Raw genomic sequence first — 25,273 nt, forward strand, 5'->3', positions numbered from 1 at the left:
AACTGTGCTTGCGCCGTGGCATAATTTTGTTCGTTTTGGCTTAATTTAGCTTGTAAATCAGCTTGTTGCTTTTCACTTGAAGCTAACTGAGAAGAGAGTACATTTTGTGCGGTTTGAGCCTCTTTTAGTGCTTGTTCTAAGACAACTTTTTGCTCTGCTTGTACTGTTTTTTCTGCTAATGATGCCTGAATTTTCTCAGCAAGTTGCTCTTTTTCAGCTAATTGAGCCAATAATTGCTGGTTTTGCTGTTCTAATTGCTTAATACCCGCTTGCTGTGCAGCTAAAGCAGATTGAACATCCTCTTTCTCACTTTTTGCTGTGTTAAGCTCAGTTTCTTTTTGTTTAAGCAATTCTTTTTGCTGTAATAGCTCATTCGTCACTAATTTCACTTGCTCATCAGTGCTGCCAGCAATCTGTAACTGGTTTTTGGCATCCAGTTCTAATTTAGCTATATTCGCGGTTAATTGCTCAATTTTTAAATTCGCAGCAGCGTATTGCTGCTCTTTTTCAGCCAATTGCTGCTTTATTTTTGATTGTTCAATTGCACTCTCATTTAATTGTTTTTCAAGCTGAGCAATTGTTTCTTGAGTTTGCTGATTTTCTTGACTGAGCTGGGTTAAATTATTCTGTTTTTGTTCAATCGTTTTTTCTGCTTCTGCAAGCTTATGGTTTAACGTATCAATTAACGATTGATCATCTGATGATGAATTTAATAACGCTTGTAACTGCGTTATCTGATGTTTATTTTGCTTAACATCGTCATTAAGCTTATTAATTTCAAATTCTTTTTCGGCGATTGTCTGTGTTAATTGCGCAATACTCTTATTGTGATTAATTAACTCAGCAACTAACTGCTCATCATTTAACAAATTATTGTAAGCAATAAGTTGGCCTACACCTTGAGCTATACCAAATTTATATAAGTTGGTTAACTGTTGGCGTTCAATTAATTTAGCGAGCTGTTCAAGATAAGCCGTAGCATCTATCCCTGATGGCCGTGCAAATTTAGATGAATATAACCCCAGAGGATCGAGGACGAGCTGGTATTTTGCAAAATCTTTTGCAAGATACGCAGGGTTCCATTGATTACTTTGAAAAAAATAAGGATAAGATGAAAGCAATACAGGTGCTGATACATTATCAACAATCACCGGGCAAACTCCAGAAAAGGTTGTATTTTCTGGTTCTATCGGTGTCGTTTTAGCAGCATCGACTGGCTTAGTCGATGCTGCGCCTGATTTTCTTTTACCCGTTGTCTTACCTTTGGTTCCTTTATTCGCCGCCGCGGACTTTTGTCTTTCCTTTGGCGCAGGCACCGTCGATAAGGAAGAGAAGATATCGTAACCTTGAGCTTGTGTATTAACTGGCTGTTGCTGCTGCTTTTGCTCACTTACTTTGCCTTCATTTTCCAAATGAAGGTAAGTATCAAAATCATCAATAACGCTATTAAATTTGTCTGCTTTTGGAGCATGACTAAAAAATGTCGTAACAAGTGCCAGCGACACACAAAGTCTAAGGTTTATTCTCATAATCCACTAATTTTCTTCAATGTTGATTCGGTAGACAATACTGAGTTATAGCGAACTTTTGCACAGAGTACTTTCGTTTTAGACTCAATCGCCATTTGCAGTAATTCAATTGTGTCAGGGCTCGCGGTGCTTTCAACTTCTCTGTAAAGACGGTTGATATCACTCACTTCCTTAAATGAACCTACTAAACGATTGTAATCTTTTGGTGAAAGTGTTTTTAGTGCGTTTAATTCCTTAACGCACGTATTGAGGTGTGCAAACGTTTGTTGATCAGCGCCACTTTGTCCATAAGTTGTTGTCGCTATCGGAGTGCGATTAATAGCGCTATTTAACACTTTTTGAGATTCTGGGTATGAATCATCAGTTTGAGTTGCATTTACAGCAGGTTGCGGAGCAACTGGAGTCGTATTTGCATTTACTGTTTGTTTTGGGGTGTTCGGCGTTGCTGTATTATATGTGTCTGAGCCAAATGTACAGCCAGAAAGAAGAGCCGTACCTGCTATAAGCAAAGATGCAACATGAAATTTATTTTTTAAAAACATATGGTTACCTTACCAGTACTTTTCTTCGCTATTATAATGATGTCCAAGAAACCTAGTGTAAGCTAAAAACTAGTTATTTTCTATAAGTCCGAATGTAGAAATAGAGTCATCTCATAAATTTAGATTAAAATAATTTTAGTTTTAAATTTATTTTATCGCTACTCTTTCGTTACTTTTATGAGCTTATTCTTATTAATACACCAAGTCAGTCATAAATTAACACTTTTAACGTGCCATTTAATTATATTATGTTATCTAAACATTATTTTACTAGCTTATGTAACCATAAACATAACAGTTCAATAACACAAAATTCGAGTTCTTTTTTATCTTGCTGCTGAAACATTTATTCACAAATAAAATAGCTTTATCACACAAAAAAAGTGTTTTAATCAGTCTAATAGCCTTTATATTGCTTTAAAAATTTTAGTATAACCATTTCACCTGAAAATAAGTAACTTCACCTAAACCCCAATTATAGAAAAGACAGGAACAATAAATTTCATGTGTACTCAACGGGTTATGTTAAAAAAAACAGCGTAGGCCCTATGTAATACCTGTGTAAGTATACCAACTCTCTGACATAATTACTTATACTAAATTGATACCATTCGTAACTCAAATTTATTTTCAACATTATTATATAGACTACTTTTTACTAATTAGCTAATGCCTAGGATAAAAATAGGTAAATACATATTATTTTGATATTAGTTAGATTGATTCGTGGATATAAGGGATAAAATGAAAGGAATTACTGAACATAATAAGAGTTAACAATGTGCCCAGAGTTATCTGGGCACAAAATAACACAGATTATTTTGTCGGACGTAAAGCTGGGAATAAAATAACGTCGCGAATAGTATGACTGTTAGTGAATAACATCACCATACGGTCGATACCAATACCAAGACCCGCAGTTGGCGGTAAACCATGTTCTAACGCAGTCACATAGTCTTCGTCATAGAACATTGCTTCATCATCACCTTCGTCTTTTTGACGAACTTGTTCTGCAAAACGTTCTGCTTGGTCTTCTGCATCATTTAATTCTGAGAAGCCATTACCAATTTCGCGACCACCAATGAAAAACTCAAAACGGTCTGTAATAAATGGATTATCATCATTACGGCGTGCTAAAGGGGAAACTTCAGCTGGGTATTCAGTGATAAAAGTTGGTTGAATTAAGTGACTTTCCGCAACTTCTTCGAAGATTTCACACTGAACACGGCCTAAGCCCCAGCTTTTCTCAATCTTAATACCTAACGATTTTGCAATCGCTACAGCTTTATCCATATCGTCTAAGTCAGCCACATTCGTTTCTGGACGATATTTACAGATAGCTTGCTTCATGGTCAATTTAGTGAACGGTTGACCGAAATCAAACTGTTGATCACCATACTGAACGACTGTATTGCCTAACACTTTTTGTGTCAGTGTACGGAATAAATCTTCCGTTAATTCAATCAGGTCACGGTAATCTGCATACGCCATATAGAGTTCCATCATGGTGAACTCAGGGTTATGGCGAGGTGATAAACCTTCATTACGGAAGTTACGGTTAATTTCGAAAACACGTTCGAAACCACCAACAACGAGACGTTTTAAGTACAGTTCTGGTGCAATACGCAGATACATATCAATATCTAACGCATTGTGATGCGTAATAAATGGACGCGCTGATGCACCACCAGGAATGACTTGCATCATTGGGGTTTCAACTTCCATAAAATGGCGGGCAACCATAAAATTACGCACTTCAGCTAAGATTTTAGAGCGCACAATGAACGTATTACGTGATTCATCATTTGCAATCAAATCCAAATAACGCTGGCGATAACGTGTTTCTTGGTCTGATAAACCGTGAAATTTGTCTGGTAGCGGGCGCAAGGCTTTCGTTAATAAACGAACTTCATGGCAGTGAACCGTCAGTTCGCCTGTTTTCGTTTTAAATAAACGACCTTTGGCACCTAAAATGTCACCTAAGTCCCATTTTTTGAACTGTTCGTTATAAACGCCTTCGGCTAAATCATCACGAGATACGTAGATTTGAATACGCCCGCCGACATCTTGCAATGTTGCAAATGAGGCTTTACCCATGATACGGCGAGTCATCATACGACCCGCAATAGAGACTTCAATATTTAAGTCTTCCAATTCTTCTGATGACTTTTCACCATACTGCGCATGAATTTTGTCAGAAAGATCTTCACGACGAAAATCATTTGGGAATGGAATTCCTTTTTCACGCAACGCCGCGAGTTTTTCTTTACGGGTTTTCAGTTCGTTATTCAAATCGGGAGCTTGTTCTGCACCCTGTTGCTCTTGAGACATTTTTTCCTCACAGGCCAGCTTTTAAACTAGCTTCAATGAATTTATCCAAATCACCATCCAGCACGGCTTGCGTGTTACGCGTTTCCACACCAGTACGTAAATCTTTTATTCTTGCATCATCAAGGACATAAGAACGAATCTGGCTTCCCCAGCCAATGTCTGATTTGTTCTCTTCCATCGCTTGCTTGTCTGCATTTTTCTTTTGCATTTCCAGTTCATATAGCTTCGCTTTTAACTGGCGCATCGCTTGGTCTTTATTTTTATGCTGCGAACGGTCGTTCTGGCACTGCGTCACAATATTCGTTGGAATATGGGTGATACGTACCGCTGATTCCGTTTTGTTTACGTGCTGACCACCCGCACCTGAAGCGCGGTACACATCAATACGTAAATCCGCAGGGTTAATTTCGATATCAATATCGTCATCAACTTCAGGGTAAATAAAGGCCGAGCTAAACGAAGTGTGACGACGCCCACCGGAGTCAAATGGACTCTTTCGAACCAAACGGTGAACACCCGTTTCCGTTCTTAACCAGCCGTAAGCGTAATCACCAATAATTTTCACTGTTGCTGATTTTAGACCCGCAACGTCACCATCAGACTCTTCAATAATCTCGGTTTTAAAGCCCTTTGACTCAGCCCAACGCAAGTACATGCGTAATAACATACTTGCCCAATCTTGAGCTTCAGTGCCACCAGAACCTGCTTGTAAGTCAATATAGCAATCAGCACTGTCATATTCACCAGAGAACATACGGCGAAACTCCAGCTGCTCTAATTTCCCTTGCAGTTGCTCTAACTCAGCACCGGCCTCGTTGAATGTGTCTTCATCGTCAGCTTCAACCGCCAACTCTAATAAACCTTCAACATCTTCAAGGCCTTGTGTTAGCTGATCGATTGTTTCAACTATCGCCTCAAGGGATGAGCGTTCTTTACCGAGTGCTTGCGCCCTTTCTGGCTCATTCCAGACATCAGGTTGCTCAAGCTCTGCGTTGACTTCTTCTAAGCGTTCTTTCTTGGCATCATAGTCAAAGATACCCCCTCAGAACCGCTGTCCGATCAGACAGGTCCTGAATCTTACTTTTTACTGGGTTTATTTCAAACGTCATTTTCAATATCTTATGGTTGGTCAAAAATAATTTTTTATTTACAAACCATTTAGTATAACGGAATTTATCACAGGTTTATAGCGCTCTGAGGTGCTAATTCAGCCTAAGTTACCCCAACATATTTATGATTAATCAGGCCAAATATGTTCAACCATCAGCTGTACACTTTTTTGCCCGCGATATTCATTTACGTCGAGCTTAAATGCAATTTTAGCTTTTTTAATACTGTTATCCGGCCACCTACGCACATCAATATTAAACATAATCGCATCAAGCATTGGCCCACCGTTTATAGGTTCTAACATCAGTTTAAGGTGACGCTCCCCCACTAAACGCTGCTGTAATAACTGAAAATGGCCATCAAATACAGGCTCAGGGAACGATTGCCCCCACGGCCCACTTTCACGAATGAGTTCTGCGGTTTCTAGGCAAAACTCGTTGCGAGAAAGTTCACCATCGCTCCAAACAACACCGGCAAGTTGCTCAGGAGCAATAAGCTCGCCCATTAAAAGCTCAAAATGGTGCTTAAAATCTGCAAAATTATTTTCTTCTAAGGTCAACCCTGCGGCCATTGCATGACCGCCAAACTTTTGCATTAAGCCTGGTTGCAGCGTATTAAGCCGTTCAAGGGCATCGCGCATATGCACACCTTGAACTGAACGCCCAGAGCCTTTCAGTACACCATCCCCGGCAGGCGCAAATGCAATCACAGGTCGGTGATATTGTTCTTTAATTCGAGAGGCTAGAATTCCAACAACCCCTTGGTGCCATTCTGGGTGATAGATGGCAAGGCCGTTTGGTAATTGATTATCGCTGTACTCAAATTTATTAAAAAGAACGGATGCTTCTTGCTGCATTCCTTGTTCAATTTCACGACGAGCTTGATTTAACCCATCTAATTCGTTAGCAAGCTCCCTCGCATAGGCCATATCATCAGTCAGCAATAACTCAATACTCACTGACATATCATCCAACCGACCTGCCGCATTTAATCGCGGACCAAGCGCAAAGCCAAAATCATTGGCAACAAGCCTCGATAAATCACGTTTTGAAACTTCAACTAACGCCTTAATACCTGCGCAGCAACGCCCTGCTCGAACACGGTTTAATCCTTGGTGAACCAGTATCCGATTGTTGGTATCAAGGGGCACCACGTCCGCCACTGTACCTAATGCCACCAAATCAAGATATTCCGCTAAATTAGGTTCGCTTAACCCTTGTTGGATAAACCATTCTTTTTGGCGTAAATGTGCGCGCAGTGCCGACATTAAATAAAATGTCACCCCGACGCCCGCTAATGATTTTGAGCCGAAGTGGCACTCATTGAGGTTTGGGTTAATAATAGCGTCGGCTTCAGGTAGTGTTTCACCCGGCAAATGGTGATCGGTAATAATGACATTAATCCCATATTGCTTTGCAACGGCTACGCCTTCATGAGATGAAATTCCATTATCCACGGTGATAATTAAATTTGCCCCCCGCTTGTGAGCTTCTTCTACCACCAACGGTGTTAACCCATAACCATTTTCAAAACGATTCGGTACGATATAATTTAAATTGACATAGCCCATCGATTTTAATGCGCGAATAGCCAGTGCTGTACTTGTTGCACCATCCGCATCAAAATCCCCTACAATGGTAATGGATTCATGCTCCGTCAGTGCTCGGTAAAGTAAGACAAGTGCATTTTCAATGCCTGATAGCGAACGATAATCCAGCAAATTTGTGGCTTTACGCTCTAGCTGAGCCATATCCGTGATACCACGATGCAGGTAAATGCGCTGCAATAATTCAGGGAGCCCTGGAAGTTGAGCGGACTCACCATCAACGTGCCGTTGTCGTAAAAAAGTTTCTACATTCACAATAATTAACTATTTTTCGTCGAGTAATTGAATAAGCGCATCAGGTTTTAGGAAGCCAGGTAGCATTTGACCATCAGGTAAAATAATCGCAGGGGTACCTGTCACTTTAAATAAGTTAGCAACACTCATATGCTTACTTAGATCAATTTTACAGTTATCAATCATCGCGACTTCTTCGCCTTTAAACGCTTGTGTTAACGCATTTTGTGGTAAGCCATTACACCAGATAGACGCCATTTTTTTACCCACATCACTTTGGGCACCTTGACGAGGGTAAGCAAGATAACGCACCGTCACACCTTTGCTATTAAGTTCGCCTACAGTTTCATGGAGCTTTTTACAATAGCCGCAACTGATATCGGTAAAAACCGTCACCACGTATTTTTCTTGCGGCGCTTTGAAATAAATCATTTCATTTTTGAGGGCTTCTACCTTTTTCATTAACGGTTGATTACTAATATTGACTGGGGTTTTTCCACTCATATCGTAAATCGGCCCCTGAAGTAAATACTTACCATCATCCGTGATGTACACAATACCTGTCGTAGTTTCTACGACATTTAACCCGACAATAGGCGAAGGTTTAATCGACTCTACTGTCATATCGTATTTTGCCAATGTATCACGAATGACTTTTTCTTCTGTTGCAGCATAGGTAGTTGTCGTCATTGCAACAAAGCAAGCTGCTGCCAATAATAGCCATTTACGTTTCATTAATAATCCTTTAATTGTCATCCTCTTGGATGATGTTGTTCATGTAGCGCACGTAATCGTTCCGTCGCAACATGAGTATAAATTTGCGTTGTTGATAAATCGCTGTGTCCTAATAACATCTGTACGACACGTAAATCTGCCCCATGGTTCAATAAATGTGTTGCAAAGGCATGTCTAAGGACGTGGGGCGAGAGCGATTCCGCATCAATTTGTGCCAGCACCGCGTAATACTTTATTCGATGCCAAAATGTTTGCCGGGTCATTTTTGTTCCACGTTTACTTGGAAACAAAATATCGCTGGTTTTACCCTTTAATAAATCAGGGCGGCCTTCATCAATGTATTTTTCCAGCCAATATATTGCCTCTTCCCCCAAAGGAATCAATCTTTCTTTATCGCCTTTCCCGACAACACGGATGACGCCTTGGCGCAAACTAATGTCAGAAAACGTTAAACCGATCAGCTCAGAAACACGTAAACCACAGGCATATAAAACCTCTAGCATGGCTTTGTCACGCAATTCTAGCGAGTCTTCTGTTGCAGGCGCATTTAATAAATCGTCCACTTGCTGTTCACTAAGGTCTTTTGGTAATCGCTGCGGTATTTTAGGTGCTGCTATAACAGCTGAAGGGTCATCCGCCCGCAGTTTTTCACGATATAAATATTGAAATAAACGCCGCATCGCACTTAATAAACGCGCTGAGCTTGCCGCTTTGTAGCCGCCATCGATACGCTCTGCGAGAAAAGATTGTAAATCAATTGATTGAACGCTTTCTAAATGCAACTGATGCGCATCAAGCCATTTATCTAGCGATTGAAGGTCATTTCGATACGAGGCTAATGTATTTTCAGCTAAATCTTGTTCAAGCCAAATTGTATCAAGAAATTGTTCAATTAATGGATTAAGGTGTTTTGTTTCCACGACCAATTCGTTTCCTTTGAATAATACCACACGATTCTATTATGCCTGCATGGGGGTGCATCTGTTACAATACCCTTCTTGTGATAAAAACCATAGCTGGACATAGTAATAATATATATGAAAATAGGTCTTTTTTACGGTTCTAGTACCTGTTATACCGAAATGGTTGCCGAAAAAATACGTGACATTCTCGGTGATGATTTCGTCACGCTGCATAATGTCAACGATACCCCTCCCAGTGAAATGGAACAGTACGATATTCTGATTTTGGGAATACCTACGTGGGATTTTGGTGAAATACAGGAAGACTGGCTAGAAATTTGGGACGCGCTTCCCAATCTTAACTTAACAGGCAAAATTGTTGCTATGTATGGGTTAGGCGATCAAATAGATTATAGCGAATGGTTCCTTGATGCTCTTGGATTGCTTTATCATCAACTTAAACCCACAGGCGTACAGTTTATTGGTTTCTGGCCAACGGATGGTTACACCTTTGATAGCCCTAAACCTTTGAATGAAACTGGTGACATGTTTGTTGGGTTAGCCCTTGATGAAGTGCATCAATTTGAGCAAACTGATGAGCGCATTGCACAGTGGTGTGTGCAAATTTTACAAGAAATCGAAGCGTCTCTTTAAGACGCAATTCTGGCGGTAAATCATGTTCCTATTAGGCGTTAATCCATTTACTTTTAAATATCAGGGTATTGGAGCAATAGCTGATTGAGATTCCGCCAGTTTTCTTCTGAAACTGAATCTTTGGCTACCCACAAATGAATTTTTTGTGCCTTGCCTTGCAACGCTTCTAATGTAAGTAACACACCATAACGGCTTAGCCATGGCGCTTTCACGATATTCCATTCGTTTTTCTTCCATTGAACTTTATTGCCATTTACCAGCACGGCGACACCTTTTATTTTGCTGATATTTTTTTGGCTTTTTGCCCAACTGGCGACCACGATGACCAACAATGGTAGCCAAAACATGGAATTACCTGGTGACCATGGTGCAAGCAGTAAAAATATACCGACTGCGCCATGAACACAGGTAGAAAAAAATTGTGTCTTCCACGAAATGGAGAGATTAGATTTCCACAGGACCACGATTTTTATTTTTTTCCTGAATGAGTTTAACCATACGGAACAGCTCGTCATCCTCTGGACGACCGTGATTCATTAACCAATTGAATAAGTCTGGATCCGCACACTCTAATAAACGAACAAATATCTGTTTGTCTTGCGTTGATAAGCTATCGTATTCATACTCAAAAAACGGCATGATTGAAATATCTAGCTCACGCATTCCACGCCGACACGCCCAATGAATTCGTGCTTTATTCTCAATATCCATTCCACTACGACCTTTTGTTGCAGTTAACTGATAAGATTGATTATTTTCAATACTCTAACAGATTATCTACGAAGAAAACATGTCATAGACTACATTGTTGTAATTTTAGTAGTAAAATGCCGTTTTTCTACAAACAGGTGCTAAAAAAATCCGAGATAATGCAAGCTGCATCATAATAACTACTTGCAATGTTATCTAGCTATTTTACCATTAAGCACCTTTATCTATCAAAGAACAACAGGTGAAATCATGACTACCCACATTGATAGTACACAGCAATTTCCCCTTGAATCTCAGTCTTTACCACTCGTTTTGATTTCACTGGAAAACTGGGAACTCATTCATCTTACTGGCCTCGACGCAGAAAAATACCTGCAAGGGCAAGTGACCGCGGATATCGCAACACTGACACAAGCCCATGCCTTAACAGCACACTGTGATCCAAAAGGCAAAATGTGGAGCGACCTACGCCTATTCCATCATTTAGATGGTTTTTCTTATTTGCTTAGACGCAGCGTTGCAGATTCACAATTAGCTGAGCTCAAAAAATATGCAGTTTTCTCTAAGATTACATTTGAGAAAAAACCTGAACTGAAATTGCTGGGTGTTGCAGGAAAAGGGGCAAGAGAAGCACTCGCAACGTTGTTTACCACATTACCTGATGAGCAAAACCAAGTTGTCACTGAGGGCGATGCCACGTTGTTGTACTTTTCACTCCCTGCAGAACGCTTCTTAGTGATAGCCACTGAAGACATAGCACAAAAGATATCTGACACATTAAGTGCTGTTCAAGTCGGTGATGATCAATGGCTTGCGTTAGAGCTTGAAGCGGGTTTTGCTGTTATTGACCAAGAAAATAGTGCGCAGCACTTACCGCAAGCTACAAATCTGCAAGCACTTCCTCATGGGATCAGCTTTAAAAAAGGCTGTTATACCGGCCAAGAAATGGTGGCTCGAGCAAAATTCCGTGGTGCCAATAAACGTGCAATGTATTTACTAAAAGGCACTGCCACAACACTTCCCACTATTGGTGAAGGCGTTGAATGGCAATTAGGTGACAAATGGCGCCGTACAGGTACTGTCCTTGCCGCTGTACGCTTAGGTAATGGCGAAATTTATGTGCAAATCATTATGAATAACGATATGGAAGCCGACAGTGTTTTCCGCGTTATGGCCGATGAACAAAGCCATTTAACCATTGCTGCTTTACCTTATTCATTAGAAGAAGAACATTAATTGAGGTTTTTATGTCATCAGCATTAAGTAACAAGCCCGCTGAGGTGGTCAATTTTGGGGCTTTTACTGAAGTCGTCCAATTTTTAATGGAACTGGATAAACTAAAAAGTGTTTATCGTAAAAATAAGTTGCTCAACCGTGAACGCCACGAAAATACGGCGGAACACAGCTGGCAATTTGCCGTTGCGGCAATGAGTTTTGCGCCTTATGTTCAAGGCGTGAATATCGAACATGCGATTAAACTGGCTCTCGTGCATGACATTGTTGAAATTGATGCGGGTGATGTATTGGTTTTCGATAATGCAGCTCGTGATGCTATTCATGCAGAGGAAGTCAAAGCCGCAAACCGTATTTTTAACCTTCTACCTAGCCCACAAAACGCAACATTGTTGGCGCTGTGGAATGAATATGATGCATTAGAAACCCCTGAGTCGGTCTATGCGAATGCGATTGATAGGGCAATGCCAATGCTGATGAATTTGCATAATCAAGGGCAAAGCTGGGTCGAAAATCATATTCGACTCGAACAAGTGCTCAGCAAATGTGATTACATTGAGCAAATTCTTCCTGAGTTTTACCAACAGCTTAAACAACAATTAGAGCTTGCCCAACAAAAAGGTTGGCTACTTTAATTAATAGGCTAAAGCGGCTTTTCTGTCGCTTTAGCCGACCCCTGAAAGCATCTCTTCACTTACCGCCCCTTAAATGAAACTAACCTAATTAATAGCAATCTATTAAATTAAATTATACTTAGATAAATAATTTCCTAGTAATTTATCTTTTATATAGTTTTTATTCGCTGTCAATGAGGTCAAATATGCCAAAAGACAATAAAAATGCTTCCCCTTATTTATTATTGCTTGATATTCATTCCCCTTCTATTGTTCAGTTCAATAAATCAACTCATCACCTGATGCCACTCATTGAAGGTCTCGGTGGTACACCTGACGGTATCGCCGTTGATCCTGATAATCGCTTAATCTATTGGAGCAATATGGGGGATAATTTTGATGAAAATGATGGCTCAATCAATGTTATGCACTTTGATGGTAGCAATAGAAAAATGCTATTAGGCAAAGGAGCAATAAGAACCCCCAAACAATTACAACTCGATCTGCTCAATCAACGGTTGTATTGGTGCGATCGTGAAGGTGGAATGGTTTCTTCCTGCCGCATTGATGGTTCCGATCTAATCACCCACATTGCAAGGCCGAGAGATAAAAATGATCAAGTTGATATACTTGAACAATGTGTAGGCATTGCCATTGATATAAAAAATAATTGGATTTACTGGACGCAAAAAGGAACACCGAAAGGGAATTTAGGCCGTCTCTTTAGAGCGCCATTAAGCCCTGAAAATTCGCAATCCCCCGAAAGCCGCAGTGATATTCAGTTACTCTTGGCTAATTTACCTGAGCCTATCGATTTATTACTCGATGAAGAAGCGAATATTTTATATTGGACGGATAGAGGTGCTGAACCTGATGGTAATAGCCTAAACTGTGCCAACGTGACCCTTCATGGGCTCACAGATCACCGCGTAATCAGCCGAGGATTCAAGGAAACAATAGGTCTAACTTACGATAAATCGGCACAACTGATGTATGTCGCCGATCTCCTTGGCGGCGTATATCAAGCGAATATAACAACGGGTGAGGTTGAAAAGCTTTACCAAGGTAACGGCTTTACAGGTATTGACCAATATTCTGGTTAAACGATAGAAAAGTAAAAAGGCTTGCCCCAATGAAAAAGGAAGCAAGCCTAATACTGATCCAACTAAATATATCTAGTTTACCAATTCGGACTGTTACATATACTCTTCAATCGGTACACATGAACAATGCAAATGACGGTCGCCATAGACATCATCAAGGCGTTTTACCGCTGGCCAATATTTATTCGCTTTGGTTTGTTCCGTTGGGAATACGGCTAGCTCGCGACTATAAGCATGTGGCCAGTCACTCGCCAGTTCAGTTTGCACGTGTGGAGAATTCACCAGTGGGTTATCCTCTAACGTCCATTTCCCTTCAACCACTTGGTCAATTTCATCACGTATCGCTAGCATCGCGTCAATGAAACGATTGATTTCTGTGATACTTTCAGACTCAGTCGGTTCAATCATCAATGTTCCCGCGACTGGGAAAGACATTGTTGGTGCATGGAAGCCATAGTCAATCAAACGCTTAGCAATATCTAATTCGCTGATCCCAGTATCTTTCTTGATAGGACGTAAATCGACGATACATTCGTGAGCCACATAGCCTTCTTGCCCTGTGTACAGAATGTCATAACGACCCGCAAGGCGCTTAGCGATATAGTTCGCATTCAAAATTGCCACTTGGCTTGCCTTTCTTAAGCCATACGAGCCCATCATGCGAATATACATCCAGCTAATCGGTAAGATTGATGCACTACCAAACGGAGCAGCAGAAACGGCGCCTTGGTCAGTAACCATATCTAATTCGACTACGGAATGCCCCGGCACAAAAGGTGCGAGATGCTTTTTCACACCGATAGGCCCCATACCTGGGCCACCACCACCGTGTGGGATACAGAACGTTTTATGTAAATTAAGGTGAGAAACATCCGCGCCAATAAAGCCCGGCGTCGTCAACCCAACCTGCGCATTCATGTTGGCACCATCAAGGTACACTTGCCCACCATGTTGGTGAATAATTTCACACACTTCGCGAATACTTTCTTCGTACACCCCATGCGTTGATGGATAAGTGACCATCACACAGGATAAATCGTTGCTGTGCTGCTGCGCTTTTTCACGTAAATCTGTTAAATCGATATTACCTTCATCATCACAACGCACTACCACCACTTCCATTCCCGCCATATGGGCAGAGGCTGGGTTAGTCCCGTGTGCCGAAGCTGGGATCAAACAAATATTACGCGCGCCTTCATTGCGGCTTTCATGGTAACGGCGAATCGCTAACAGGCCAGCATATTCCCCTTGAGCACCGGAGTTTGGCTGCATGCAAACTGCATCGTAACCGGTTAATTGCACCAACCAATGGGAAAGCTGCTCAATCATTTGATGATAACCTTGCGCTTGATCCGCAGGGCAGAATGGGTGTAATTCCCCAAATTCTGGCCACGTAATCGGGATCATTTCCGCAGCGGCATTGAGCTTCATGGTACAAGAACCGAGTGGGATCATCGCTTGGTTCAACGCTAAATCTTTGCGTTCTAAACTGTGCATATAACGCATCATTTCCGTTTCGCTGTGGTAACGGTGGAAATTAGGATGCGCTAAGATTTCGTCTTTACGCTGTAATGCTGCAGGGATGGCTTGTTCATTTTCAGCCACTTGCTGGTCTAGTTTTTCAAAATTTAATTTGTCATCAGAACCAGTTATTACGGCGAATAATTCATTAATATCGTGGCGAGTGGTTGTTTCACTCAACGTAAGACCTACAGCACCATGAATATCGGTTCGTAAATTGATTTTTGCTTTTTCTGCACGCGCTAACACTGCGGTTTTATCGGCCACTTCAATCGCTAAGGTATCAAACCAAGTTTTATGGCGTGATGTGAAACCCGCATCCGCTAATGCTTTCGCTAAAATAGAGGTAAAGCGATGGATACGCCCTGCAATCAATTTAAGCCCTTCAGGGCCATGATATACCGCGTACATGGCGGCAATATTTGCCAGCAAGACTTGGGAAGTACAAATATTGGAGTTCGCTTTTTCACGGCGAATATGTTGCTCACGGGTTTGCATTGCCATACGTAGCGCAGTATTGCCCGCTGCATCACGGGAAACTCCAATAATACGACCCGGCATGGCGCGTTTAAACTCATCGCGACAAGCAAAAAACGCCGCATGTGGACCGCCATAGCCCATCGGTACACCAAAACGTTGCGCGGAACCGAAAACAATATCTGCCCCTTGTTTACCCGGTGCAGTTAATAGCACAAGTGCCATCATTTCTGACGCAACGCAACTGACAATTTGGCGCGCTTTTAATTGAGCAAGCAGATCAGTGTAATCATGGACATTACCTGTTGTGCCGACTTGTTGTAACAGCACACCAAACACGCCCTCGTGTTCTAAAACTTTGTCAGCACTGTCGACAATAATTTCAAAACCGAAAGTCCCTGCACGCGTGCGTACCACATCAAGGGTTTGCGGGTGAACATCATCCGCCACAAAGAAGCGTTCTGCATTTTTTAATTTGCTAATGCGTTTCGCCATCGCCATCGCTTCTGCCGCAGCCGTGGCTTCATCCAATAATGATGCAGAGGCAAGGTCTAACCCAGTTAGGTCAATGGTGAGCTGTTGGAAATTGAGCAGAGATTCTAAGCGGCCTTGGGAAACTTCAGGTTGATAAGGCGTATAAGCTGTATACCAGCCCGGATTTTCCAGTAAGTTACGTAAGATAACAGGAGGTAATACGGCAGGTGCATAGCCCATCCCAATGTAACTTTTGTAGCGTTTATTCAACGATGCAATGGCTTTTAATTCAGCCAATGCTTCTTGTTCGGTGGCTCCGCCGCCTACTCTTGGCGGCTCTGGAAGTAAAATGGCCTTCGGCACAATTTTATCCATTAGGTTATCGAGCGATGACGCCCCCACGGTATCTAACATGGTTTTTATTTGTTGTTCTGAAGAACCAATGTGGCGCGAGATAAATTCTGAACGGTTTTCTAATTGACTCAGTGACATCGACATATCTGTGTTCCCATCCTTTGTCTGCTATGCATAAGTTGTCGGGCGGTTATTACGGAACTTGCGAGATAACACTCAAAATCAGTGATGTAGCGATTGTTTCTTGTTTCTTGTTTCTAACTATTTGTCTTTTTTAACACTCTAAAAGGTGTTTATTCTATCTAGTTTGCGTTGTGGCTAGGCAGCAAGCGAGACAATCTTGGGGAGCATACACCAGTATGTGACCCAAGTTGTCGAGTGCAGCCAACACCGCCACAACACAAAATATGACGAATAAACTATTCTTCAGCTTCAATCATAGAATTATACCCAGCCGCATCAATCAAATCCGCCAACTCTGCGGTATCCGATGCTTTAATGCGGAAAATCCAACCTTCTTGATACGGCTGTTCGTTCACCAGCTCTGGAGAATCGCTCAGTTCACTGTTCACTGCCACAATTTCGCCGCTCAGTGGTGCATAGATATCAGACGCGGCTTTTACAGACTCAACCACTGCTACATCATCACCTGCGCTCACGACATTACCCACTTCAGGTAAATCCACAAACACCATGTCCCCTAACGTTTCTTGCGCATGTTCTGTGATACCAACGGTATATTCACCATTGCCTTCATCACGCAGCCACTCATGTTCACGGGTATACATTAACTCTTTAGGTGTATTGCTCATCATTAGCCTCTCATTTTAAATTTATTCATTGGGTTAGCCCAAATTACACTAAGCAGTTACCTTCGCGGACAAAGCCCGGTTTAACCACTTCAACTGGCATTTCTCGCTGTCGAATTTCAACAATCGCTTTGTCTTGAATTCCGTTCGGGACACGTGCTAACGCAATACTGAAACCTAAAGTGGGTGAGAAAGAACCACTGGTAATAACGCCTTCTTTCAATTCACCCAGATCATCCGTAAAGCGAACCACTTGCCCTGCTCGCAGTATACCCTTATCACGCATCACAATACCGACAAGTTTTTCAGTTCCTTGTTCACGTAACTTTTCGAGGGCTTCACGGCCGATAAACTGGCGGTCTTCAGGTTTCCATGCAATAGTCCAACCCATATTGGCTGCAAGGGGAGAAACACTTTCATCCATATCTTGGCCATATAGGTTCATCCCCGCTTCTAAACGTAATGTATCACGGGCACCTAGCCCAGCAGGATGGACGCCAGCTTTCAATAATTTATGCCAAAAATCAATTACCTGCTCTTTTGGCATTGCAATTTCATAGCCTTTTTCGCCAGTGTACCCTGTTGTGGCGATAAACAAATCGCCCGTTTGAACCCCATAAAATGGCTTCATGCCGGCAATGGCTTGATTTTGTTCTGGAGTCAATAATGAATGGACTTTTTCTGGCGCTTTAGGGCCTTGAACAGCAAGAAGGGCTAAATCATCACGCACTTGGATATCAACCGTATAACCTGAGGCATGTTGCTCAATCCATTCGAGGTCTTTTTCCCGTGTCGCGGAGTTAACCACAAGACGGTAAAAATCATCAGCAAAGTAATACACAATCAAGTCATCAATCACGCCACCAGATGCATTCAACATACCGGTATACAGTGCTTTGCCTTGCTCAGTGAGTTTATTGATATCATTTGCTAAGAGGTAACGTAGGAAGTCACGGCAGCCACTGCCATGCAAATCGACAATGGTCATGTGGGAAACATCAAACATCCCTGCATCCGTTCGAACAATATTATGTTCATTAATTTGCGAACCATAATGCAATGGCATCATCCAACCATGAAAATCCACCATCTTTGCACCACAAGCAATATGCTCGTCATACAGTGTTGTCTGCTTTACCATGAATACCCTCTTTGTTCGATTAAGATATTTTGGAATGTTTACGGGTTAAAAATACCAATTGGCAATTATTAAATGGGCATTTTTAACCTGACGCAAACGATAACTTCTGTAAAAAAACTACCACTATTTGTCTTCTGATCCTATAAAAAAAATAGGGCGACCTACCCACTGTATTACTGATTACCCCCTACTTTTACCAGTGAATTTTGTTAAATAATTGAGAATGATCACTCAAAAACAGCCTTTCACTGCTTATTTAGCTCAAAATACCACCAAACTAACCCCTAAACACGCGGATGATTAAATTAATCAAAAGCTCATTAGATGAGAAAAACTAATGCGAAAAATTGATGTAATTAGTTTTTTTCAGGCATAAGAGAAATGAAAAACAGAGAGCTAAAAAACAATTCCTATCGAAATATGAAATTTTTTGACACAAAATTCAGCATAATTAACTGGCAAAAAGAAAAATGCAATATATTACACAAAGGATGAATTAATATGTTTCAGGTAAGTTCAACAAAAAGCAGTATTCCTTTAACACCGACCAGTGAATACAGCACACAAAACCTCATTCCACAAAAGCACATGGAAAGCCATCAACACTCTTTTGTAACGGAGCTAAGTGCAAACCATTTTCCTACAGAAGCGGAAGGAAAACCGATGTCTACATTGATTAACAAACTCAAAGGAACTGATTCAATAGCTGACGCAAAAAAATTAACCAATGAAATAAAAACAGCAGCAAAGAAGTTAGCTGATGGTATTCAAGAGATGAGAAACAATTATTTTACGGTAGAAAATGAAGACACAGATTTGGTATATGGTCGCATGGCAGAGGGGTATACTGATTCCGATCGTGATAAATACATTAGAGCATTAGTTCACTATTTCCAATGCGATAACGAATTAACGTCATTACCCAATGACCTTGATTTCTCAATTAGAAGAATAGCGGCACCACATCATAGTGGCCAGGTATACGGTGACTGGAAGGCACTTGAAAACTTAATCAAAGGTCAATCAACCGTCCTGCCTGACTTAACCTATAACCGTGGTTCTACCCAGTTCGGTTAACGACAAAAAATAGAGCTTATATAACAAAAAAAGAAGGGTTTCACTTTCAACCCTTCTTCTCAGATTAAAATAAATACCAACTATTCAGTCACTTCAACCTGTAACTGTTCCAGCCACTTAGGCATATCAAACAGCCCCATCGCGTGGTTCAATAGTTGGGGTTTTACACCCGGTAGGCTATCTGCCAATACTAAACCGATATCGCGCAAAAGTTTTTTCGCAGGGTTATTGCCATCGAACAACTCACGAAAACCTTGCATCCCCGCCAACATCAATGCAGCACTGTGTTTACGGCTACGCTCATAATCACGCAAATAAAAATACTGACCAAAGTCCTTACCTTCACGGTGCAAGCGTTTAATTTCACCGATTAACATCGCCACATCCATAAACCCAAGGTTAACACCTTGCCCAGCCAATGGGTGGATGGTATGGGCAGCATCGCCCAATAAGGCTAATCGCTGCGCCGCAAACTGCCGTGCATAACGCCCTGTGAGTGGAATGGTCATGCGGTCACTTTCGACTTGGCACAAACCAAGCTGAACATCGAATGCAACGGCAAGTTCTTTATCAAAATCAGCTTTATCGAGTGCTTGGCGCCTTGCGGCTTCTGTTGCTGGTTGCGACCAAACAATAGAGCAAAGATGCGGATCAGCTAATGGTAAAAAGGCTAGAATGCCTTCGCCATCAAAAGATTGACGCGCAACACCCTCGTGCGGCTTTTCTGTGCGAATGGTTGCCACCAGCGCGGTATGTTCGTAATCCCAAAATGTCAGAGGGATATCGGCATGGCTGCGTAACCACGAATTTGCGCCATCAGCGCCAACAATTAGCCTTGCGGTCAGCATACTTTCATCATCTAACGTGATAAACACATCATTCTCACCCCACACCACCTTCTTGATGGTGGCAGGTGCCAATAATGTCACATCACGCAGCTCTGACGCTTTTTGCCACAATGCATCGCGAATCACATTATTTTCAACAATATGGCCTAAATGGGTCAGGTTGCGCTCTTGCGCTGAAAATGTGATACGACCAAAACTGTTGTTATCCCACACTTCCATACCATTATAGGCAGCGGCTCTCATGCTCTTAATCGCTGACCAAACGCCTAAATGAGTTAACAGTTTTTCACTTGCCGCATTAATCGCGGATACCCGTAATGCATAAGGCTCCGACGCAGAAAATGTCTTTTTCGGTGGGTGATTTTCCACCACAGCAACGCGCAGGCCGCTTCCTTCAAGGCCACATGCAAGGGCAAGCCCCACCATGCCACCACCAGCGATAACCACATCAAACGATTGCATACTTTTTTCCTCTTTATTTCGTGGTTATTGGTGAACAACCCAACCCAATGTTTGGCGAGCCAAAACATCGCGGACAGGCGGCAACATCTCCATTGCCATTAAACCTAAATTTCGCCCCACAATTAATGGGATACAGCGATTTGCAAATACGCGAACCAAACCGTCTGTCATGGTCACGGTTTTTTCTCGGTCAATTGCACGCGCTTGTTGATACTGGCTTAATAGGGAATAACTGCCAATATCTTGCTGATTTTCATGAGCCTTAACCAGAATTTGCGCCAGTTGCATCACATCACGGATACCAAGGTTAAACCCTTGCCCCGCAATGGGATGTAACGTCTGAGCGGCATTTCCGACTAAAACGACTCGATGGCTCACCGGATTCAGTGCTTTGCGCAGCGCCAGCGGGTAACAATGGCGTTTGCCCGCCATGTCTATTTTCCCTAAGCGCCAACCAAATGCGGTTTGTAACTTGTTGATAAAGGTTGCATCATCCCATGCTTTAATCGCATCCGCATGCTCTTGGTGATGGCACCATACTAGCGAACTACGGCCTTCTGACATAGGCAATAACGCCAGTGGACCAAACTCGGTAAAACGTTCGAAAGCTTGGCCTTGCGGGTCAATGGCCGTTTTCACATTGGCAATAATCGCCACTTGGCCATAATCATCCTGCTGCCACTGCATATTGCAGGCTTGACCCACTAAAGAACGGCTACCATCGGCGGCAATGATTAGCGCCCCGCTCACCGTTTCACCTGTATCTAATGTTACGGTGACAGAATCTTGTTCGCGGTGGATACGTTCAACTTTTGCGGGGCAATGTAGCGTTACCCCTGGTGCTTTTCGTAATAATGAAAAGAGGCGAGCACCGGCTTCATGCAGCTCAATCACATTGCCAAGTGCTGGAATATGATAGTCTTTTGCGTTGATATTCACAAAACCCGCATGCCCGCGGTCAGACACATGAACGTGAGTAATCGGCGTTACGCAATCAGCAAACGCAGGCCATACCCCTATTTTCGCTAAATATTGGCACGTACCATGGGCTAATGCGATAGCACGCGCGTCGAATCCGGGGTGTTTACCTTCTGGCAAAGAGGCCTCGATTAATGAAACCGATAATTTTCCTTGGCTAAGTGAAGAAATCGCCAGTGCCAATGTCGCGCCAGCCATTCCTCCACCCACGATGATCACATTCATGGGTTGTTTCTTACCTTTTTATGATTAACCTTTTACTGTTAGTAACCCCTACCCCAAACGCTGTTTTGCAGCTGCCATTAGGGCTTCAATTTCATCAGGGTCTTTGACCACTAAGTCCGTTAAGTTTTCATTCCCGTTTTCAGTGATCACAATATCATCTTCAATACGAATACCGATACCACGGTATTGCGGCGGCACGTCAGCATCTGGCGCAATATATAAACCAGGTTCAATAGTCAGCACCATGCCCACTTCTAATGTACGGTCACGGTCTGTACCATAGAACCCCACATCGTGCACATCTAACCCTAACCAATGACTTAAACCATGCATAAAGAAGGCTTGATATGCTTTGTTTTCGATCAATTGATCGACATCGCCATGTAAAATTCCGAGTGCAACCAACCCTTCGGTTTTAATCCGCACAATTTCACGCGTGACTTCATGGATGCTGGTACCTGGGCGATACAACGTTAATGCAGTATCTAATGCTTTGAGAACAATGTCATAAATTTCACGTTGTGCCTGACTAAACTTGCCATTAACGGGGAAAGTACGAGTAATATCCCCTGCATAGCCGTCAAACTCGGCACCGGCGTCAATCAGTACTAACTCACCATCTTTCATTTGGCATTCATTTTCGGTGTAATGCAAAATGCAGGCATTTTCGCCGCTACCAACAATCGAATTATAAGATGGGAAGCGCGCTCCATGGCGAGTAAATTCATGTTCTAACTCACCACAGAGTTGATATTCATACATATTTGGGCGGCAAGTTTCCATTGCGCGAATATGTGCCAAGGCAGAAATACGCCCCGCCTCACGCATTGTGTTCAGTTCGGCTTCAGATTTAAACAAGCGCATTTCATGAACAATTGGGCGCCAATCGATAACCGTTTGCGGCGCATGTAAATTACGGCGGCTACCTTTACGCAAGGTTTCCAGCGCATCAAACACCAGCTTATCTGCGTAAGCAAATTCACCCTGTGCATGGTAAACCACATCCAATCCATTCAGTAATTGGTAAAGTTGCTCTTCAATTTCACCGAAAGGTAATGCTTTATCGATACCCAGTTTTTGAGGGGCTGCTTCTTGACCTAGGCGGCGACCAAACCAAATTTCTGCCGTTAAATCACGAACGCGGTTAAAAAGAACGGTATGGCTATGTTTTTCATCGCTTTTAATCAGTACTAATACTGCTTCTGGCTCACTAAACCCTGTCAAATACAGAAAATCACTGTGTTGACGATACGGGTATTCACAATCGGCATTACGCTGCGCAGGCGGCGCAGAAAAAATAATTGCGGCACTCCCCACGTCCATTTTTGCCAATAATGCATTGCGACGAGCAACAAATTCCTGTTTATTCATACCGTTTTTGCCTTATTATCTGAATTATTAGGTTACTAACATATTACTGCTGCCAATATGCGCGACGATAATGACTTAACACTGATTAAAATCGACCTAAAGCCGCTTCGTTCTACCTTTCGATAAAACAAAGTGGCGTGTTTTTAGTGACAAACAAGTCGGGATTAGTGAAGGATCGGCTTGTTATTCTCAGCTGCTGTTGGGCCTTTTTTCGGCTCAACTAACGCGATATAACATAACTGCACAGCCACTCTCACATACTCAACCACTTCTTCCAGCGCTTGTTCGAGTTCTTCTTGGTCTTCATCTTCATCGTAACCAAGCATCCCGATATTACGCAGATCCGTAATGACTTCGCTGATTTCTTTTTTATCAGCTAGTTTCGGTTGTGCGACACCCACACCTAATAAAAAGTGATTAACCCAGCCCGCTAATGCATCTGCGTGGTCAAATATCGACGCATCTTCATCAGGGAATAGCATGGTAAATGCAAATTCACTGTCATCAAGTGCTTCAAATGTAGTATCGAACAGCTCGCGTAGAGGTTGAGCGACCGTTTGTGGGAATGCAAGGCCATCGTTTGCAAGGTCATGGACAAGTGTTTGCCAGACATGGTCACGACTTCCGCCACAGATTAACCCCGTTATTAAACCATGGATTTCCGCAGCGGTAAGTGCTATTGAGTGCTGTTGCAGCAGTTTGTCCAGTGATTCATAGTTTGGTAAAGATTTTTGTATAGACATCTGAATTCGTCATGTTAGCTTATGATTCGTGATATGCTACCATCAAGGGTAGTCGCTAACCAGTATGCTTTTGTCTTATCTATTAATTGCGCCAAATATGATGTATTTATGGCGAGTATTATTCAGTATGGAGGTTTCATGTCCGCACAACCTGTCGACATTCAGATTTTTGGGCGTTCAATGCGCGTTAATTGCCCATCAGAACAAAAAGAGGCCCTTCTTGAGTCGGCTAAAGAATTAGAACAACGCTTGCAAAATCTGAAAGATAAAAGCGGCGTTACCAATATGGAACAGCTTATTTTTATCGTAGCATTGAACGTCTGTCACGAATTAGCACAAGAAAAGACAAAAACGCGTGATTATGCTTATAATATGGAAGAGAAGATAAAAATGTTGCAACATACCATTGAACAAGCGTTGCACGACCAGGTGAAGATCACTGAGAGGCAAGTATTGCCCTTAGAGTAAATCTGCTTATTAATCAGACACTAGTAGAAAAAAATATACAAAATTAGGGTTGCATTTTAAATCTAGTTTCGTACAATGAAGTCACTGAGTAACGAAAAGTTCTCAAACCAAATTTCTCTGAGATGCGCGTGAGTGGGCGAGTCCCCTGAGCCGATATTTCAACTAAAAAGAATGCGGTTATTGCGCTGGTGAGCATGCCTGATTCGTTCAGGAAGCCTAAAGGTTGCTAAACTGCGTTCACCTTGAACCAAGGGTTCAAGGGTTACAGCCTACAACGGCATCTTGGAGACCCTCAATTTTTTTCTTGTTGTACTTTCAATCGCTTAATCCCTCAAACTCAATTTATTAACCTACACTATTTCTGGCCTTGCGATATACTATTTTGAATATTGCTATTTCCTATCGCCGTCCACTGTAGGTTATTTATATGCAAGACACACTTTCTACGCAGCGCCAACAAATCCGCCAAGCCATACGCCAAGCTCGACGTCAGTTAACCCCTGAGCAGCAAAAAATAGCGGCTGAACAAGCTAAACTCAATGCGTTGCAGCACCCTAAAATTGCACAAGCAAAAAATATCGCACTGTTTTTATCGTTTGATGGTGAAATTAATACCCAGCCACTTATCGATGCTTTATGGCAACAACACAAACAGGTTTATCTACCTGTTTTACACCCTTTTAGTGCTCATCATCTATTATTTCTGCACTATCGCCCAGACACGCAGTTAATCAAAAACCGCTTTAATATTGCAGAGCCCCCCTTAGATATGCGCGATGTTCTCCCCCCTGAACAACTTGATGTGATGTTAATTCCGTTAGTGGCCTTTGATAACCAAGGGCAGCGCTTAGGAATGGGGGGTGGGTTTTACGATAGAACGCTAGCGAACTGGCAACAAAGTGGTTTTTACCCCATCGGACTAGCTCATGATTGCCAACAGGTTGAACAGTTACCAGTTGCGTATTGGGATATTCCGCTGCCTGAAATTATTACCCCGAAAAAAATATGGCGCTGGTAATCA

Annotated in this window: 23 protein-coding genes and 1 other RNA gene; 8 read left to right on the forward strand and 16 right to left on the reverse strand. The window is 42.2% G+C overall.

The features are described from left to right. From AC4IFO_RS08690 to xerD, 7 genes are all read right to left on the reverse strand, one after another. The coding region (locus AC4IFO_RS08690; RefSeq protein WP_490733531.1) for a hypothetical protein at window positions 1–1,505 on the reverse strand (1,505 nt) is incomplete at its 3' end. Between the two features lie 20 nt (window positions 1,506–1,525). Further along, window positions 1,526–2,071: a YuaE family lipoprotein gene (locus AC4IFO_RS08695; protein WP_490733533.1), complete on the reverse strand. Its 546-nt coding sequence runs from the start codon at window positions 2,069–2,071 to the stop codon at window positions 1,526–1,528. A gap of 816 nt (window positions 2,072–2,887) precedes the next feature. Then, window positions 2,888–4,402, reverse strand: a complete 1,515-nt coding sequence (gene lysS, locus AC4IFO_RS08700) for a lysine--tRNA ligase (protein ID WP_490733535.1) — start codon at window positions 4,400–4,402, stop codon at window positions 2,888–2,890. Between the two features lie 7 nt (window positions 4,403–4,409). After that, a protein-coding gene (gene prfB / locus AC4IFO_RS08705; RefSeq protein ID WP_490733537.1) for a peptide chain release factor 2 occupies window positions 4,410–5,511 on the reverse strand; the annotation gives its coding sequence in 2 pieces (ribosomal slippage) (window positions 4,410–5,432 and window positions 5,434–5,511; 1,101 coding nt in all). 128 nt (window positions 5,512–5,639) lie between these two features. Continuing rightward, on the reverse strand, window positions 5,640–7,373 hold the full coding sequence (gene recJ / locus AC4IFO_RS08710; RefSeq protein WP_490733539.1) for a single-stranded-DNA-specific exonuclease RecJ: 1,734 nt from the start codon (window positions 7,371–7,373) through the stop codon (window positions 5,640–5,642). A gap of 9 nt (window positions 7,374–7,382) precedes the next feature. Further along, window positions 7,383–8,087: a bifunctional protein-disulfide isomerase/oxidoreductase DsbC gene (gene dsbC, locus AC4IFO_RS08715; protein ID WP_490733541.1), complete on the reverse strand. Its 705-nt coding sequence runs from the start codon at window positions 8,085–8,087 to the stop codon at window positions 7,383–7,385. Between the two features lie 17 nt (window positions 8,088–8,104). After that, a complete protein-coding gene (gene xerD / locus AC4IFO_RS08720; protein WP_490733542.1) occupies window positions 8,105–9,007 on the reverse strand; it encodes a site-specific tyrosine recombinase XerD in 903 nt (300 codons plus the stop codon). 117 nt (window positions 9,008–9,124) lie between these two features. Between xerD and fldB the strand changes: the two genes are divergently transcribed. Continuing rightward, window positions 9,125–9,643, forward strand: a complete 519-nt coding sequence (gene fldB, locus AC4IFO_RS08725) for a flavodoxin FldB (RefSeq protein ID WP_490733544.1) — start codon at window positions 9,125–9,127, stop codon at window positions 9,641–9,643. 53 nt (window positions 9,644–9,696) lie between these two features. Here fldB and AC4IFO_RS08730 read toward each other — a convergent pair whose 3' ends face one another. Together AC4IFO_RS08730 and sdhE are read right to left on the reverse strand one after the other, a co-directional pair. Continuing rightward, complete coding sequence (locus AC4IFO_RS08730; RefSeq protein WP_490733546.1) at window positions 9,697–10,107, reverse strand: protein YgfX; 411 nt, start codon at window positions 10,105–10,107, stop codon at window positions 9,697–9,699. Beyond that, the gene (gene sdhE / locus AC4IFO_RS08735; RefSeq protein ID WP_490733548.1) at window positions 10,088–10,354 is read right to left on the reverse strand and encodes an FAD assembly factor SdhE; all 267 of its coding nucleotides are present in this window, start codon (window positions 10,352–10,354) and stop codon (window positions 10,088–10,090) included. Before sdhE ends, AC4IFO_RS08730 begins: the two co-directional genes overlap by 20 nt. A gap of 249 nt (window positions 10,355–10,603) precedes the next feature. On the opposite strand from sdhE, the gene ygfZ reads away from it, so the two are divergent. The 3 genes from ygfZ to AC4IFO_RS08750 all read left to right on the forward strand — a co-directional run bounded on the left by ygfZ (window position 10,604) and on the right by AC4IFO_RS08750 (window position 13,304). Beyond that, window positions 10,604–11,590 (forward strand): tRNA-modifying protein YgfZ, encoded by a 987-nt coding sequence (ygfZ, locus tag AC4IFO_RS08740; protein ID WP_490733550.1) that lies wholly within the window; start codon window positions 10,604–10,606, stop codon window positions 11,588–11,590. Between the two features lie 11 nt (window positions 11,591–11,601). After that, the gene (locus AC4IFO_RS08745; protein WP_490733552.1) at window positions 11,602–12,222 is read left to right on the forward strand and encodes an HD domain-containing protein; all 621 of its coding nucleotides are present in this window, start codon (window positions 11,602–11,604) and stop codon (window positions 12,220–12,222) included. Between the two features lie 185 nt (window positions 12,223–12,407). Continuing rightward, a complete protein-coding gene (locus tag AC4IFO_RS08750) occupies window positions 12,408–13,304 on the forward strand; it encodes a YncE family protein (RefSeq protein WP_490733554.1) in 897 nt (298 codons plus the stop codon). 93 nt (window positions 13,305–13,397) lie between these two features. On the opposite strand, the gene gcvP is transcribed toward AC4IFO_RS08750, so the two are convergent. The 3 genes from gcvP to gcvT all read right to left on the reverse strand — a co-directional run bounded on the left by gcvP (window position 13,398) and on the right by gcvT (window position 18,080). Further along, window positions 13,398–16,274: an aminomethyl-transferring glycine dehydrogenase gene (gcvP, locus tag AC4IFO_RS08755; protein ID WP_490733556.1), complete on the reverse strand. Its 2,877-nt coding sequence runs from the start codon at window positions 16,272–16,274 to the stop codon at window positions 13,398–13,400. 275 nt (window positions 16,275–16,549) lie between these two features. Beyond that, window positions 16,550–16,942: a glycine cleavage system protein GcvH gene (gene gcvH, locus AC4IFO_RS08760; protein ID WP_273827314.1), complete on the reverse strand. Its 393-nt coding sequence runs from the start codon at window positions 16,940–16,942 to the stop codon at window positions 16,550–16,552. 43 nt (window positions 16,943–16,985) lie between these two features. Continuing rightward, window positions 16,986–18,080: a glycine cleavage system aminomethyltransferase GcvT gene (gene gcvT / locus AC4IFO_RS08765; protein ID WP_490733558.1), complete on the reverse strand. Its 1,095-nt coding sequence runs from the start codon at window positions 18,078–18,080 to the stop codon at window positions 16,986–16,988. Window positions 18,081–18,581: 501 nt separating this feature from the next. On the opposite strand from gcvT, the gene AC4IFO_RS08770 reads away from it, so the two are divergent. Further along, window positions 18,582–19,157: an NleF caspase inhibitor gene (locus AC4IFO_RS08770; protein WP_490733560.1), complete on the forward strand. Its 576-nt coding sequence runs from the start codon at window positions 18,582–18,584 to the stop codon at window positions 19,155–19,157. A gap of 80 nt (window positions 19,158–19,237) precedes the next feature. Here the strand turns inward: AC4IFO_RS08770 and ubiI are convergent, their stop codons facing one another. The 4 genes from ubiI to AC4IFO_RS08790 form a co-directional block, all read right to left on the reverse strand. Continuing rightward, the gene (gene ubiI, locus AC4IFO_RS08775) at window positions 19,238–20,467 is read right to left on the reverse strand and encodes an FAD-dependent 2-octaprenylphenol hydroxylase (RefSeq protein WP_490733562.1); all 1,230 of its coding nucleotides are present in this window, start codon (window positions 20,465–20,467) and stop codon (window positions 19,238–19,240) included. A gap of 24 nt (window positions 20,468–20,491) precedes the next feature. Continuing rightward, window positions 20,492–21,670 carry a 2-octaprenyl-6-methoxyphenyl hydroxylase gene (gene ubiH / locus AC4IFO_RS08780; protein ID WP_490733564.1) on the reverse strand — a complete coding sequence of 393 codons (1,179 nt, stop codon included), beginning with the start codon at window positions 21,668–21,670 and terminating at the stop codon, window positions 20,492–20,494. A 48-nt stretch (window positions 21,671–21,718) separates the two neighbouring features. Then, complete coding sequence (gene pepP, locus AC4IFO_RS08785) at window positions 21,719–23,041, reverse strand: Xaa-Pro aminopeptidase (protein WP_490733566.1); 1,323 nt, start codon at window positions 23,039–23,041, stop codon at window positions 21,719–21,721. Window positions 23,042–23,205: 164 nt separating this feature from the next. Further along, a complete protein-coding gene (locus AC4IFO_RS08790; protein ID WP_490733568.1) occupies window positions 23,206–23,784 on the reverse strand; it encodes a YecA/YgfB family protein in 579 nt (192 codons plus the stop codon). A gap of 138 nt (window positions 23,785–23,922) precedes the next feature. On the opposite strand from AC4IFO_RS08790, the gene zapA reads away from it, so the two are divergent. The 3 genes from zapA to AC4IFO_RS08805 all read left to right on the forward strand — a co-directional run bounded on the left by zapA (window position 23,923) and on the right by AC4IFO_RS08805 (window position 25,270). Next, window positions 23,923–24,252: a cell division protein ZapA gene (zapA, locus tag AC4IFO_RS08795; RefSeq protein WP_047756767.1), complete on the forward strand. Its 330-nt coding sequence runs from the start codon at window positions 23,923–23,925 to the stop codon at window positions 24,250–24,252. 111 nt (window positions 24,253–24,363) lie between these two features. Continuing rightward, window positions 24,364–24,545, forward strand: a non-coding RNA gene (ssrS, locus tag AC4IFO_RS08800) — 6S RNA. A gap of 134 nt (window positions 24,546–24,679) precedes the next feature. Next, window positions 24,680–25,270 carry a 5-formyltetrahydrofolate cyclo-ligase gene (locus AC4IFO_RS08805; RefSeq protein WP_490733570.1) on the forward strand — a complete coding sequence of 197 codons (591 nt, stop codon included), beginning with the start codon at window positions 24,680–24,682 and terminating at the stop codon, window positions 25,268–25,270. The last annotated feature ends 3 nt before the right edge of the window (window positions 25,271–25,273 follow it).

It is taken from the genome of Providencia sp. UF-224 (genome assembly GCF_058245955.1).